Origin of the sequence: Helicobacter sp. L8 (assembly GCF_003660355.1) — a bacterium.
Lineage (GTDB): Bacteria > Campylobacterota > Campylobacteria > Campylobacterales > Helicobacteraceae > Helicobacter > Helicobacter labacensis.
The window spans coordinates 74,873-88,965 of the sequence record NZ_QXQR01000005.1 but is presented as its reverse complement, the minus strand read 5'-3'; the positions used below and the strand labels follow the sequence as shown (position 1 = coordinate 88,965).

Sequence of the window (14,093 nt, the reverse complement as noted above, 5' to 3'; positions counted from 1 at the left end):
AAAAGCCTCATACCTTGAATTTAGAAAACTCTGAGTCTAGCTGGGCGTTGTTATTGAGCATTTCTTTAACATTGCCCTCTAGTTTGGCGCGCTCGCTTTTCATGTTCTTAAACATATCTACTAGATCTTGGGTAACTTTGGCGATCTCTTGGATTTTAGAACAGATCTCTTGATTGCTAGCGATCGCTTCTAGGGAGGTTTGCTTAGAGATAGATAGACTCTCCTGCACCCCATCGATTCGATTCACCAAGCCGGAGGCTTCACTAGAGATTTGCTCAGACTCCAAAGCAATCTTTTTAATGCGCCCGCCCATCCCCTCAATGCTTTGAGTTACCACATTGACCATGCTAGCAATCTCTGCTAAAGACTGTTGGGTTTGCTCGGCTAGTTTGCGCACCTCATCAGCCACCACCGCAAACCCGCGCCCATGCTCGCCCGCGCGTGCGGCTTCAATGGCGGCATTCAGGGCTAGTAAATTGGTTTGGTTGGCAATGCCCTCAATGATGGATAACACTCCCTTAATTTCGTTAGCTTGGGCGATGAGGGTTGTGGAGTCGTTGGCGATCTCAATCTGGTTTTTAGAGGCATCTAGGGAGAGTTGCACATAACCATTCATACTTTGAGAAAACTCTTGCATCATGCGATCGGCGCTCTGAATCGTGGTGGTGGCGCGCTCTAGCAAGTCTAGGGCTGCGCTAGAATTTTTGTCCACCTCTTGGCTGAGTTGGTGCATAGTTTCAATGCTGGTGGTTTCATGCACTTCATTAGATTTTAAACTTTGAGAAGTTTCTTTAATAGAGTGGCTAATGGCAACATTAGAAGAGAGGATATTTTTCCCACTCTGCACAATGCCTTGAATCTTTTGGATAAAGAGATTGAAGTAATGCGAGGTGCTCCCCACCTCATCTAAGACCTTGCTCTCTAGGCGTTTTGTCAAATCCGCTTCCTTGCTTTGGGTGAGCGTGCCTGCCATGCTTCTCAAACGCATTAAGGGTTTAAAAAGGTCCTTCTCCACCACAAAAAACATGATGAGGCTAATACCCAAGAACACCCCCAAAATATAACCCAGCGTCTTAAGGGTGTTGCTAAAGATTTGATCGTAGGTTTTGGTCAGATCAAAGCGCACATTCAAGATCGCGATCACATCGCCTAGTTGGGAATTGACATGGCAATTTAGACAAAGCTTATCGGCGATAAAGGGTTGGCGCAAGAGGATATGGTGTTGATTCCCCTCAGAAATCAGGCGGGTGCGCCTTTGGGGGTCTTTGTTTTTGAAAATCTGTTGCATTTCTACATTGTCTGTAAAAGGCTCATTTAACCCAAACAACGCGATCACCTCCTTAGAGGGCACAAAGCTCACCTGCGCCCCTTCAATGCTGGTGCTATCATGGATAACCAATTTGAGCTGTTGGGGGTCCCCTGTGAGCGCGGCTTCTTTCACACTATTCATTAGGGCTTGGTTTAACACTTGGATGAGCTCTACACTCTGTTTGGTCGCTAGATTTTCATACCCCGCGCGCAAGGAAACATAAACCACCCCCATCACCAGCAAAAACCCTACCATGGCATAGATTGTCGCCTTAGTTCTGATGCTTTTCAATACCCGTCCATATTAGATAAATTTAAGTGAATATAACATGTTCTATCGTAACATACCCCCTACGATCTTAACGGGTGTGGTTGAGCATGAAAATTTTACTGCGTTTGCCTAATTGGCTAGGCGATGGGGTGATGGCAACCCCTATGCTTGAGACTTTAAGGTCTCACTACAAAGAGAGCGCATTTATTCTTGTGGGTTCTGCTGTGGTGTGCGCGCTTTTTAAAGATGATCCTAACATTACTACCATCATTGACACCACCAAGCAAGCCAAGAATCGCCTATTAGCCACCTACCAACTGGCTAAACGCATCGGCATCTGCGATCTAGCAATCACGCTGACCAACCACATTTACAGCGCGTTGTTACTCTACTTCACAAAAACCCCCATGCGCATTGGTTATGCCAAGTTTGGGCGCACTTTTTTGCTCACACACACCCCTAAACCCCTTGCTAATGCCCACCAAGTGGAGCGTTATTACCACCTTTTAAGCGCGTGTATCCCCCATTTAGACCCCACCCCTCCCCCCCTCAAACTCCACACCCCCCCAGCGCACAAACTAGGTAAGCGCATCGGGCTCAACCCGGGGGCAGCTTATGGGAGCGCGAAGCGTTGGAGTGCAAAGCATTTCGCCCAAGTGGGGGCGCATTTTTTAGATCAAAGCTATGAAGTGTATTTGTTTGGCGCGCAGGGGGATTTAGCAGTGGTGGGAGAAATTGCGCGCCTCATTGGGAGTCATCCTAAACTCATCAATCTTTGCAACCAAACCACTTTGCAAGAGCTCATCGTCATGTTAGCCACCCTTGATCTCTTTATCACCAATGATAGCGGTCCTATGCATATCGCCACCGCTTTGCAAATCCCCTTGATCGCCCTTTTTGGTCCTACTGACATGCAAGAAACTAGCCCATGGCAACACCCCCATGCGCGCCTCATTTCTAAAAACCTGCCCTGCGCGCCTTGTAAAAAGCGCATCTGCCCGCTCCAGCCCGGGGGGGCAATCAAACCCCATGCCTGCATGCAAGAGATCACCCCTGAGGAGGTGATTGGGCACGCCCAAGAATTGCTAACTCTTCAAAACAGCTAAGATTTCACTGGCTTTTTTATTCCCCAACTCGCTTGCGCGCTTGAAGCAATCTTTAGCCTTATCCAAGTCCTTTTGCACCCCCTCGCCCTGGTAGTAGATCAACCCCATGTTATACAGCGCGTTAGAATTGCCCTCATTGGCAGCCTTTTGGAAAAAACTAAGCGCTTGTTCGATGTCGCGCTCCACCCCATCACCCATACTATACATTACCCCCACATTGTAGCAGTCCTTGATCGAACCCAACTGCGCGGCTTTATGGAAGTAGGCAAAGGCTTTTGGAATATCTTTTTCTACACCCTTGCCTATATGGTAGAGCGAACCCAAATGGTGCAGGGCACTAGCATTATCCATTTTAGCCGCCTCTTCAAAGTAGAGAATGGCTTGGGGGATGTCTTGTGGCGTGCCTCTGCCATATTCGCACATCACCCCCAAATTGTAATAAGCCTTGTCATCGCCCAATCTAGCTGCCTCTTGGAAATGGGAGAACGCCTGAATCGCGTCCTTTTGCACTCCCAACCCCCTATTATAAATCACCCCCAAATTGTAATTAGCCTTAGCATGCCCAAGTTTGGCGGCTTGTTGGAAATAATCTAAAGCCTTAGCCTCATCTTTTGGCACCCCCTGTCCATCGGTATAAACCACGCCTAAATTATAAAGAGTTTGCGCCTTGTGATTGCTCACTTGGGTATTCATGGCACTCAAATTGGCAAAAGCCTGCGCATCACCTAAATCTGCGGCTTCTTTGTAGTAAGCAATCGCCGTGTATTTATCCTGTTCCACCCCTTTACCGGTGCGGTATAAAGTCGCCAAATTAGAGAGAGCATCCGCATTCCCCATTTCTCCAGCCTCTTGATAAAGCGCGATCGCCTTGTCCATGTCCTGCTCCACCCCCTCGCCCCTTTCATACATGTTGGCTAAGGCGCAAGTGGCTTGAGCAAAGCCTGATTGCGCGGATTCTTTGAAGAGTTCTAGGGATTTCTCTATATCCTGCTCCACCCCCTCCCCATTTTCATACATGACAGCTAGGTTATAACACGCGCGTGCATCGCCCAAATCAGCGGCTTGTTGGAAGTATTCTAGGGCTTTGGTATAATCCTTGCTCACCCCATGCCCGGTGTAATAAATGCTCCCCAAGCTCACCAAGGCTTTCACACTCCCGCGATCGGCAGCCTGCTGGTAATACTCTAGGGCTTTAGCATAGTCCACGCCCACCCCATTGCCCGTGCGGTACATTAACCCCAAGTAATTCAAGGCGTTCACATCTTCCAAACTAGCCCCATGTTTGAAGTAGTCTAAGGCTTTTTGGTAATCCTTTTTGACCCCCTTGCCCAAGTTATACATCACGCCCAAATTGACAAAACCCTGTGTGTCGCCCAGATTGGCAGCTTGCTGGAAATAGTCCAAGGCTTTAGCGTCATCTTGGGCTACCCCCCTCCCATTGGCATACATCACGCCTAAATACACCAAAGCCCTAGAACTCCCAAGTTCTGCGGCTTGCTGGTAGCTAGAGAGAGCTTCTTCATAATGGCGTTCTCTATAGGCTTTATGCGCCATGTCCAAAAATTCCTTATAAACACTAGATTGACTCTCCTCATCTCTAGATTCTAAATCTTCTTGTAAGACCTCTTCAAAGCTGTCTGGTGCATGGTTGCTGCGTTCGTTCTCTAGCATGCCCGTCCTTATAAGCTGGTTTTCACTTGGTTAATGACCTGTGCGATCGCCTGCGCGCTGACTTGTTGCAGGGCTTGAATCACGCCTATGGGGAGTTCTATATCCTTGTTTTCAGGCACTAGCGCGGTGGGTTGGCTTTTTAACACCATGAAACTCTGGGTATTGGTGTCTACAGAGAGCACAATCTGGGCTTTGTAAACGCGCCCCTCTTGGACCAAGCCCAAGGAGAGCAAGCTGAGTTTAAGGCTATCTTGCGCGTTGCTAGGAGGCACACTCAAGATCAAACATTGGCGCATCGCCTCTAAAACGAGCATGTTTTTAAGCATATTGATGGGTAAGTCCGCAAATTTTTCTCTGCTGGCGCGCTCAATGCGTCCATCAGAGCGTTTGATCAAGATGTCCTTAGTGTTGATCAAATCCGCGCCCAACACCCCCACCAAAGCAAGGCTTTTAGGGTGGGCGCACACGGGGGGCGCGCTTTGGGTGTTGAGATCGTAATAGCTTATCTCCGGCAAGGTCTGTTTGAGATTGAGATTCAAACACCCGCTCAACAGGGGCACAAACAGCGCGATCAACCAAGCCCTCATTTATGTTCCCCAAAGAGAGTTTTATAGGGGTTGGTGTCAAATTTATCCATGAGCAACGATCCTTTTTGCACGAATTGATCGATATTGCGCAAACTCAATTGGGCTTGCATGAGTAGGGGGCTTAACATGCTCTTTAGATCAAATTGCCCCTGTTGCACCTTGTGATCGACATCAAGGATTAGTTGATCGCCATGTTGGAGCAAGACACTGCCCTTATTAAACAGGGTATCGCCTTTGGATAACAAGACATCGCCTTTTTCTAGGGTTTGGTGCGCTTTAACTAGGAGGCGATCTAAGTCGTTTTTAGTCGCATCCAAGCCCTGCGCGCTCTGTTGGATAGAGGCGATAATCTTGTGGATATTTTCTACATTCTCCGGGCTTAGAATTTGATCGATGCTCTTGATGATCCCTAGCACCTCATTGGAGATATGCCCCGCGCTATTGCTGAGTTTTTCTAAAAAACTCTGTTCGTAGTGCAAGATGCGCTCAGAATCGCTTTTGGTGTAAAACTCTTTAGACTTGCCCTGAATCAAGGCTAGATACTTGATCCCCACCAAGCCCTGTGATTCTACCTTGAGAGTCGCGTCCTTGGTGATGGGCACTTTGCTTTTGATGTCAATAGTGAGTTTAACCACCCCTAAATGTTGGGGATCAAAACCTACGGCTTTGATCGTGCCAATTTGGATTCCCTTGTAATTAATGGGGGTGTTAGCCCCAATCCCACTTAAATCCTTGTCTGTATAGACCACATAGCGCAAGTAGTCCTCTTCTTCAAAATTGACATGCCCTAGCCACATGATGAAAATAGCCATGCTGGCTACACAAGCCAAGAAAATCCCCCCAATCAAGGTGTAATTCACATGTCTTTCCAAAACTTCTCTCCTCGTGTGGAATTGAATAGATTGCCCTCTTCTAAAGGCACTTGCTTGGTGCGTTGCACAAACTCAGCCAAAGTCCCATCAAAACTAATCAGCCCGTCTTTGAGCATGATAAAGCGATCTACGGCGTTTTTAATGGAGTCTAGATCATGGGTGATCATCACCACGGTGAGTTTTAAGGCTTCTTTGAGCGAGAGAATCAGCGCGTCAAATTTATCAGCCGAATAGGGGTCTAGCCCGCTAGTGGGCTCATCTAAGAACAAAATATCTGGATTGGTCGCCATCGCTCTTGCTAGCCCCACGCGCTTTTTCATCCCGCCACTGAGCTCATAGGGGTAGAGGTGGTAAACTTGCTTGCTTAACCCCACGCGATCGAGCCACATTTTAGAGATTTCTACAATATTGCTTTTGGGGTAGGCACTGTGCTCTTCAAGCATGATGCCCACATTCTCCAACACGCTCAAAGAGCTATAGAGCGCGCCAAATTGGAATAGCATCCCAATGCGGTGGAAGAGTTTGTAGCGTTGTGCCTCCTTGAGTTGCCAAATATCCATGCCAAAAATGCGGATTGTGCCCTTCAGGGGTTTGTTGAGTAAGATCATGCTCCTTAGTAAAGTGCTCTTCCCACTCCCACTCCCCCCCAAGATCGCCAAAACCTCTCCCTTGTAAACCGAAAAACTCACGCCCTTATGGATCACATGCGCGCCATAAGCGGTGTAGAGATCGCAAACCTCAATCAAACGCGGTGTCGTCATAGCGAACCTACATATCCAATCTGCTAAAGATCACCGAAAACAACGCGTTTAAAAAGATGATCCAAAACAACGCGTTCACCACGCTTATAGTGGTGAGTGTGCCAATGGACTCGGTATCCCCCTTGACTTCAAACCCGCGCATACACCCCACCAAAGCGATGGCAAAACCCCAAAAGGGGGCTTTAATGAGCCCTACAAAGAAATGACTCAAACCCACATTCTCGTGCAAGCGCGCGACATAGTGGCTAAAGGTAACCCCTAGCTGGTATTTGATCGCCACCATCGCCCCCAAGAGCGCAAAGGCATCGGCAATAAAAACCATCAGGGGCATCACGATCACTAGGGCTAACACTCTGGGCAGGACTAACCATGCAAAGGGATTAAGCCCCATGGTGTGCATCGCATCGAGTTCTTCGGTGATCTTCATCACCCCAATCTGGGCGGTAAAACTAGAGGCGCTCCGCCCTGCCACCACTAAAGTTAAAATAAAGGGACCCATCTCTCTTAGGGCTAGCTTGGCGGTCATCTCAATACTCATCAAAGGAAAACCCAATTCTTGCAACTGGATTGCCCCCTGCAAAGCGATCGCAAAGCCCACCACAAAGACGGTTAGAATGCTCACAGGCAACACCTTAAACCCACTCTCATGGATGTGGTGGATGAGGGGGGTTAGGCATAGACTCTTGGGTTTGATAAACGCGCGCCCCAAAAAATAAAGCACCATGCCACAGAAATTAAAGGTGTTGAGCACGGTATTAAAAAAGGAAGCCACGCTCTGACCTAATTTGGCGATGGGATTGTGTTTGGGACGGCTGGGTTGTTCTCTAGCCAAAATGCTAGGATCCTCTCTTACCCAACTCTCCACCACCTCCAACACCCGCCCGTTGTAAATATTGGCGTTGAGAAACGCGGGCTTCTTACGCCCGAGCAGATCATAGAGCAACATCAAAAAGACAAAATCCAAACTCCCCACTTCTTTAAAATCAATCGCTTGGATGGGTGGGGCGTTCTTAATCACGCCCTCCAATTGCTTGAGCGCGCCTGCAGGGGTTTTAAAATCCCAATCTCCGCGCAAAAATAGGGTATTAGACTCCACATAACCCACAGGTGCTGTCGCGACCACAAGATCCCTTAGTGCAAAAGTCATCCACATTAAAATTGTGGGGGCTGTGTGCTATTATACAATAAAAGCATAACGGGTAGTAGTTTGAAGCGCGCACGGATTGTCTTGTTGGGTTGGGGTTTGCAGATCGCCTTGGGCGCACAAGAAAAGATGTGGCTCAAAGAACAGGACACTTATACGCGCCTTTATAACCAACACAAACAGCTCAGATTAAAAAATGGCGGGTATTTTGGCATGGGTTTTGGGATGATCAATATCAAAAAAGATTACAAGAACACCAAATTGAAAAGTTTCCCTGCCATTTTGAGTTTCAAGGGAGGGTTGCAGACCTTTTTTCAAAATTACATCGGATTACGCGGATTTATCGCGTTGGATTTAGCCACTTCCAGCGTGAATTGGCGCGCCAAATACAACCCCTCTAACTCTTTTTATGGGGTGGCTAGCCTAGGGCTAGAAATCCCTTTAGAAATCCATTTGACGCGCTCTTACCAGCATTTCTTAGGGGTATATGGGGGGGCGGGTTTTGGGGCAGTGATCTACACCGATGATGCGGACTTTAGTTTTAAAAACAAGCATGTGATCTACACGGCTGGACTCATTGTGCAGGGCGGGATCACTCTCACGCTTTACACCAAACACCGCCTTGAGGTAGGTGTAAAACTCCTGCCCACTAATAAAACCCTGCTTGCCTCCGATCGCTTTGAAACCTCCTTGATGTTCAATTGCATGTATCTTTACAAATTCTAAAAGAATTGATTCAAAAACGCGCTTTGCACCAGCCACATGTAAAGCGCTGTGCCCCCGATAACACTCAGCGCAAAGACACGCAAGAGGGCATGCAAGATCACCACACAAGCCACCGCCAACACTTCATTAAGCCCATAGGGGGGAGTAGAAAAAGGCGCGTCTTTGAGGCTATAGACAATCAACATCCCCACCACGCCCAAGCTCAACACCCGCCCCAAGTAGAGCAATACCTTAGGCGCGGGGCGTTTGGCGTTAAAGAGCAAAAAGGGGAAGATGCGGATAAAATAGGTGGTGGTGGCTGTGATGATGAGGGCTAGCCACACATACAGATCGCTCACTCCAAACGCTTTTTAAAGAAGATAAAAAGGCTAACCATCACTAATAATGTGGGTAAGAGAAAATGGGTTTTGCCAAAGAGCAAAAAACACCCCAGCGCGCTCAATAAGCCGATGAGTGCGGGGGCGTGGCGTTCTGTGGCGCGCCACTGCTCCATAAAAATCACCAAAAAAGTCCCCGCCACAATAAAGGAAATGCCCTCCACATTGAGGCTAAACCCCTCGCCCAAGATCGCTCCCAAAGCCGTCCCCACCACCCAATACACTTGGTTAAGCAAGCAGACAGCTAACATGAAATCTTGAGGATCGCTCTGCTTGGCTTTAGCAAAACTTAGAAGCGAAAAGCTTTCATCTGTGAGGGTGTGGGAGAGGTAAAACACCCGCTTACCCGATGCGCTGAAGGGCTCAAGCATGGCGATCGCGTAGCAAATTTGGCGCGCATTGAGCAACGCCACCAAGAGAAAAATATTGAGCAAGTCCGCATGCGCGCCCAACAAACCCACCACCAAAAACTGCACCGCGCCGGCGTAGATAAACACACTCATAAACACCGCGATCAAGAATCCATACCCGGCTTGTTGCACCAACACCCCAAAAGTCGCGCCCACTAGAATAAAGCCCACTAACAAAGGGATGGTGTGGGGAAAGGCTTCTTTAAAAGCCAAAAAGCTAGGCAAGAGATTTCCTTGAGAGTCGCCACGCACCCACACACAGAGCTAACCCCAAGATTCCCACCAAATAGATCACATGCCCAAAGAGCGCGCTCAAGGGCGCGCCTAATTGGTTTAACATCACCATAGAAGAGATGCCATGGTAGGCAGGCACAATCTGCAAGAGGAGGCGCAAAAAGCTAGGCAAGAGTTCTAAGGGCCAAATAAAGCCCACCATAAAGATCAAGGGTAAAGAAGAGATCAGCACAATTTGGGCTGCTTGCACGCCTTTGCGCACAAAAGTGCCCAACACCACCCCACAACTTGCTGTGCTCATCAAAAACACCAGCATGATCGCTAGCAACACAGAGGGGTTAGCATGGATATGAATCCCATAGTAGGGAAAAAGCACTCCCAAGTAGAACAAGGCTAAAAAGGCGTAGATCAGACTAAAACACACACAGCGCACCCAAATAAAACTCAGCGCACTAGAGAATTGGGGGTAAGAACGCCCTTGCGCGCAGGTAAGCATACTAGCTCCCATGAGTAAAGTTTGGTGCAAAATGAAAATAAAGACATTGGCGATGGCGTAGTTAAGATAGCCCACAGAGGGGTTGTAAAGCGGGATGGTTTGCAAGATAAAGAGGCTGTGTTCTTTGGCGATCTCGCTTTCAAATAGGCTTTTGTGGGTTTTGATCGCATCGCTTAGGGCATCTAGCACATCCACTACCGCGTTGGCGATCGCGCTGTAAATGAGGAAGTAATTGGCGTTGGTGTAGAGCTCTACGCGTGCGGGGGTGCTGGTGTAAATGGCGCGCTCAAAAAACTTAGGGATCAGCACAATGGCGTAGACTTTCTCTGTTTCTAATAATTTTTTAGCCTCTTGGGGGGATTGGGAAAAATGCGTGATATGGATATTGGGCGCGCTCTCTAACATGCGCACAAGCCGTCTAGAAAGCGTGCTTTGATCCAAATCCACTAGCACGACTGCCTGGCGTGTTACGATGTCGTTTTTATAGGGCAAGGGATAGAGAAAGGCGTAAAACAAGGGTCCTACAATGATGATAAAGCGCACCCCGGCATGCGTAAAAATGGCTTTAAACTCCTCTAAAAACACCCTCATGCGCGTTTCTCTTTGAGATAAGATAAGCACAAGCCCAAGGGCAAGAACAGCAAGAAAAACCCCATTTTCAATAAGGATTGCCACGCCAAGAGTGCCCCATCGCTATAGTGGGCTAGGGCGATCAAAGCTTTAATAAAGTAGCTTACAGGCAATAAAGACCCCCAAAACTCCCCTAACACGCCCATGTTACTCACCGGGTAAGTTACCCCCACAAAGGCTAGCGAGGGGGCGGTATAAGCCGCGATCACCGAAGTGCTTCTAATGGGATCGTTGAAAAGGGTGTGCAAGAGCAAAACCACGCTAGAAATGCTGAGTGTCATCAACACCACCCCCCCCAAGAGCAACCCTAAATGTGTATAATAGGGCTTTAAAAATCCCAACATTAAAATCCCCCACACACTGAAAATAGCGCAATTGAGAAGCAGGGCGTTAAAAGCCTGCAGGGTATTGGTGCTGTGTTGTAAAAAGTTTAGCATGCCCAAAGCGATGAGGATTTGCCACATGCATGGCAGGATCACCCCTAGCAGGAACTGCGCGTAGTTGTTGTTTTCATTGTAAAGGGGGTGGATATTGGCGTGTAGGGGGAAGGCTAGGGCTTTGGCGGTGTTGAGATCCCCTTGTGCGCCCAAGTTGGCGGCGACATCATTTTTGACATTCAAGGTCATGAGCACTTGGGTAAAGGCACTCAAAATCGCCTTGCCCACCAGCACAAACTCCGCATCGTAGTAAAGCACCACGGGAGTTTTGATCCCCAATTTGGTGTGGCGTTCTAAATCTGTGGTAAGCACCACTGCTCCATAGATTTGCTTACTGTCCAAATCCGCTTTGGCATCGCTAAGGGAGGGGTAAAAACGCTTCAAGGCAAGGGTGCTACTCGCGTTTAAAGCGCGTGTGATCTCTTGGCTAAGGTGGCTGTGATCCAAATCCACAATCCCTATGGGGAGTTTGGTGGGGAGTTCTTTATAAAAGATTCCCGCCAACAACGCCCACAACAACAAGGCGCGCCCAAACACAGCACAAGGCTATAGGTGTCCTGCCTGATTTTAGACCACATCAAGGATTAACCAACACACTCATACCCACACGCAGGCGTGCCATCTCACTCAAAGGGGTGGCTTCAATGCTAAAAGAGCGCATGTCATAACTCTTACTGCTACTTGTGCTTTTCCAAGTGGCAAAATCCCCCATCACACTCACATAGGTAACCTTGAATTCTAGACTTTGATCCAAAGCGGGCACATAGCCCTTAAACACAGCCCCCACACCAAATTGTTTCAAATATTTTTCTGGCACGCTCAAATTCAACCACGCGTGCGCGGTGTCGGTTACTAAGACAACCGGAAAGCCCTTGGGGCTTAATTCTCCGCTATAGAGTAAAACATTGCTCACCTCCCCATCAATGGGGCTATAAGCATTTTTATCGCGCAAAAATACCTGCACTTCGTTGAGTTGCCCTAAAGCCGCTTGGGCTTTTTCTTTAGCGGCGATCTTGCTCTCTTGGCTAGCCCCCTCACGCGCTAGCTGGTATTGCTGGAACGCGGCTTCTTTATTGTAATTGGCGCTTTGGAAAGCCGCATAGGCTTCATCGCGTTTTTGCAAGCTGGCTACACCCTTGTCATAGAGTTCTTGCACGCGTTTATAGGTTTCCTCAGCCAAGTCGCTTTGGGCTTTAGCGGCTTGGTAGACATCTTTAGCGCTTTTGATGGTTTGGCTACGACTCCCCTTTAACACCTCATCGCGCAAAGCAGCCGCAGCCTTGTGGCTCGAGCTAGCTTGCAATAATTTAGCCTCCGCCTCGGGGCTGTGGATGGTAAAGACTAAATCGCCCTTTTTGATGCGATCCCCCTTTTTGACGACCACGCTCTCAATGCGCCCGGCTAATTTGGAGCTCACGCTGTATTCCCTAGCTTCTATAAAACCCTGCAATCTGTCCACCTTATGGCTATAGGCTTGGTAATAGAGTTTGCCAAGCCAGCCTAAGATCCCTAGGGCGATCAAAATACTTAAGATGAGAACTAGAGGTTTTTTATCCGCAGTGCTAGCCATGTGCTGTCCTAATGCGCGTAATCGTAAAAGAGATCGATGTGATCCCCAAGAGCCATCAAATCCACCAACGCGCTGATGTATTTAAACGCGCTGGTTTTTTGTTCCACTAAAATGCCCGAAAGAGAGTTGCGCGCATCCACGACTAAAGAATTTGTGCCCATGCCCTGGTTGAACGCCTCTTCTTGCAATTTCAAATTCTCTTTGGCTAATTCAATGCTGGTGTTTAAACTCTGGTATTCTTTGAGATAGGATTGGCATTGCAAATAAGTCTTGTGTACCAAGAGTTCCATGTCCTTTTTGGCTTGGCTTTGCAACGCGCTGGTTTGCAACTCATCGATCCTTGCTGCTTGGTAGTGCATGATTCTGCCTGTGGGGGTTAAAATGGGCAGGCGCGCCCCCACACCCACAAACCACTGGGGCACCATGTCCATGAAGGTAGAATTATTCTCTTTCATAATGTAGGCTCCAAAGAAGTTAAAATGGGGCAGAAATTTGGAAATCTCCAATTTCACCATCTCCTTTGCGCTCTTTTGCTTGATCGCCAAACTCCTTAACACCGGGTAAGAACTCAAGGTTTCTTGCACAAAGAAGTTGAGATTGGGCAGGTGTTTGGGGTGGATGTCCAGATTCGCGCTGGGAGCAAAGTGGGTGTTTGCTACACTCTCTTTAGAAAGAATCGTGTTAAAAGCCAAAGTGGCGACTTCTAGGGCATCTTTAGCCTGCATGGTTTTGATCTTACTCTTTTCATAAGCCACGGACGCGCTGAGTGTTTCCACCCGTGCGATTTGCCCTGCCTTTTGGCGTTTTAGGGCGTTTTGGTAATGTTTTAAATGCCCCTTTTCCACATCTTGCAACACGCCTAACACCTCCCTATCTAACACCAAGCCGTAGTAAATCTTGACCAATTCTTGGAAAGTGGAGAGGCGTTTTAGGCGCGAAACTTCCATAGACTCCTTATGCGCCAAAGAGGCAAGCTTACTCATGTAAAAACGCGCTCCACCCATATACAAGGGGTAAATGATACTCAACGCCCCCAATACCACATTTTCTTTAGAAAATAAGAAAGGCTGGCTTAACATGCCCATCATCCCGCCAATGCCTTGGGCTAGTGCCGCACCACCCAAATGCGCCAAGGCTGGTTGACCCAAAAAGCGTTCCATACCCCCAGCGAATTCTTGAATCTTGGCTTGGTTGCCCTTGAAGGGGGAAACAGTGATGGGTTTAGCCAAGTGCACATAAAAAGCGCTCAAATCGATTTGGGGCAAAAAAGAGAGTTTAGCCGCTGTGCTGAGTTTTTTAGCCTTTTGTTGCGCGTAATCTTGGGCTTTGATCCCATCATAATTAGCCAGCACTATATTCCATGCCTGTTTGAGAGAGAGCATGGGGGAGTCAACGCTTTGGGGCGGGGCTTGTAAAAACGCGCTTTGGGCTTGCAAGCCTCCCACGACACAACACACACTCAAATACCTAGCCAGCCTAGTTTTCATAAGCAC

Annotated in this window: 14 protein-coding genes; 2 read left to right on the top strand and 12 right to left on the bottom strand. The window is 48.2% G+C overall.

What is annotated here, in order from left to right; translation table 11 throughout:
• Positions 1–7 precede the first annotated feature (7 nt).
• Positions 8–1,600: a methyl-accepting chemotaxis protein gene (locus tag EAO37_RS04245; RefSeq protein WP_120951770.1), complete on the bottom strand. Its 1,593-nt coding sequence runs from the start codon at positions 1,598–1,600 to the stop codon at positions 8–10.
• Positions 1,601–1,686: 86 nt separating this feature from the next.
• Between EAO37_RS04245 and waaF the strand changes: the two genes are divergently transcribed.
• Entirely contained in the window at positions 1,687–2,685 is a 999-nt protein-coding gene (gene waaF / locus EAO37_RS04240) for a lipopolysaccharide heptosyltransferase II (RefSeq protein ID WP_120944200.1), read from the top strand.
• Here waaF and EAO37_RS04235 read toward each other — a convergent pair.
• The 5 genes from EAO37_RS04235 to EAO37_RS04215 are packed head-to-tail and all read right to left on the bottom strand — an operon-like array spanning position 2,665 to position 7,723.
• On the bottom strand, positions 2,665–4,356 hold the full coding sequence (locus EAO37_RS04235; protein WP_120944202.1) for a tetratricopeptide repeat protein: 1,692 nt from the start codon (positions 4,354–4,356) through the stop codon (positions 2,665–2,667). The genes waaF and EAO37_RS04235 overlap by 21 nt on opposite strands.
• Positions 4,357–4,364: 8 nt before the next feature.
• A complete protein-coding gene (locus EAO37_RS04230) occupies positions 4,365–4,943 on the bottom strand; it encodes a hypothetical protein (RefSeq protein ID WP_120951767.1) in 579 nt (192 codons plus the stop codon).
• Complete coding sequence (locus EAO37_RS04225; protein ID WP_120944206.1) at positions 4,940–5,815, bottom strand: MlaD family protein; 876 nt, start codon at positions 5,813–5,815, stop codon at positions 4,940–4,942. The genes EAO37_RS04230 and EAO37_RS04225 overlap by 4 nt, the downstream gene beginning before the upstream one ends.
• Positions 5,800–6,576, bottom strand: a complete 777-nt coding sequence (locus EAO37_RS04220) for an ATP-binding cassette domain-containing protein (protein ID WP_120944208.1) — start codon at positions 6,574–6,576, stop codon at positions 5,800–5,802. The genes EAO37_RS04225 and EAO37_RS04220 overlap by 16 nt, the downstream gene beginning before the upstream one ends.
• A 7-nt stretch (positions 6,577–6,583) precedes the next feature.
• Positions 6,584–7,723, bottom strand: coding sequence for an MlaE family lipid ABC transporter permease subunit (locus tag EAO37_RS04215; RefSeq protein WP_205589473.1), 1,140 nt, complete (start codon positions 7,721–7,723; stop codon positions 6,584–6,586).
• 60 nt (positions 7,724–7,783) lie between these two features.
• Between EAO37_RS04215 and EAO37_RS04210 the strand changes: the two genes are divergently transcribed.
• The gene (locus tag EAO37_RS04210) at positions 7,784–8,446 is read left to right on the top strand and encodes an outer membrane beta-barrel protein (RefSeq protein ID WP_235852971.1); all 663 of its coding nucleotides are present in this window, start codon (positions 7,784–7,786) and stop codon (positions 8,444–8,446) included.
• Here EAO37_RS04210 and EAO37_RS04205 read toward each other — a convergent pair.
• The 6 genes from EAO37_RS04205 to EAO37_RS04180 are packed head-to-tail and all read right to left on the bottom strand — an operon-like array spanning position 8,443 to position 14,087.
• A complete protein-coding gene (locus tag EAO37_RS04205) occupies positions 8,443–8,784 on the bottom strand; it encodes an AzlD domain-containing protein (protein WP_120951764.1) in 342 nt (113 codons plus the stop codon). The genes EAO37_RS04210 and EAO37_RS04205 overlap by 4 nt on opposite strands.
• Positions 8,781–9,458 carry an AzlC family ABC transporter permease gene (locus tag EAO37_RS04200; RefSeq protein WP_120944214.1) on the bottom strand — a complete coding sequence of 226 codons (678 nt, stop codon included), beginning with the start codon at positions 9,456–9,458 and terminating at the stop codon, positions 8,781–8,783. The genes EAO37_RS04205 and EAO37_RS04200 overlap by 4 nt, the downstream gene beginning before the upstream one ends.
• The gene (locus tag EAO37_RS04195) at positions 9,451–10,554 is read right to left on the bottom strand and encodes an ABC transporter permease (RefSeq protein WP_120951761.1); all 1,104 of its coding nucleotides are present in this window, start codon (positions 10,552–10,554) and stop codon (positions 9,451–9,453) included. The genes EAO37_RS04200 and EAO37_RS04195 overlap by 8 nt, the downstream gene beginning before the upstream one ends.
• Positions 10,551–11,567, bottom strand: a complete 1,017-nt coding sequence (locus EAO37_RS04190; RefSeq protein ID WP_120951758.1) for an ABC transporter permease — start codon at positions 11,565–11,567, stop codon at positions 10,551–10,553. Before EAO37_RS04190 ends, EAO37_RS04195 begins: the two co-directional genes overlap by 4 nt.
• 40 nt (positions 11,568–11,607) lie before the next feature.
• Complete coding sequence (locus EAO37_RS04185) at positions 11,608–12,600, bottom strand: efflux RND transporter periplasmic adaptor subunit (protein WP_120944217.1); 993 nt, start codon at positions 12,598–12,600, stop codon at positions 11,608–11,610.
• Positions 12,601–12,608: 8 nt separating this feature from the next.
• Positions 12,609–14,087, bottom strand: coding sequence for a TolC family protein (locus EAO37_RS04180; protein ID WP_240451720.1), 1,479 nt, complete (start codon positions 14,085–14,087; stop codon positions 12,609–12,611).
• Positions 14,088–14,093: the final 6 nt, after the last annotated feature.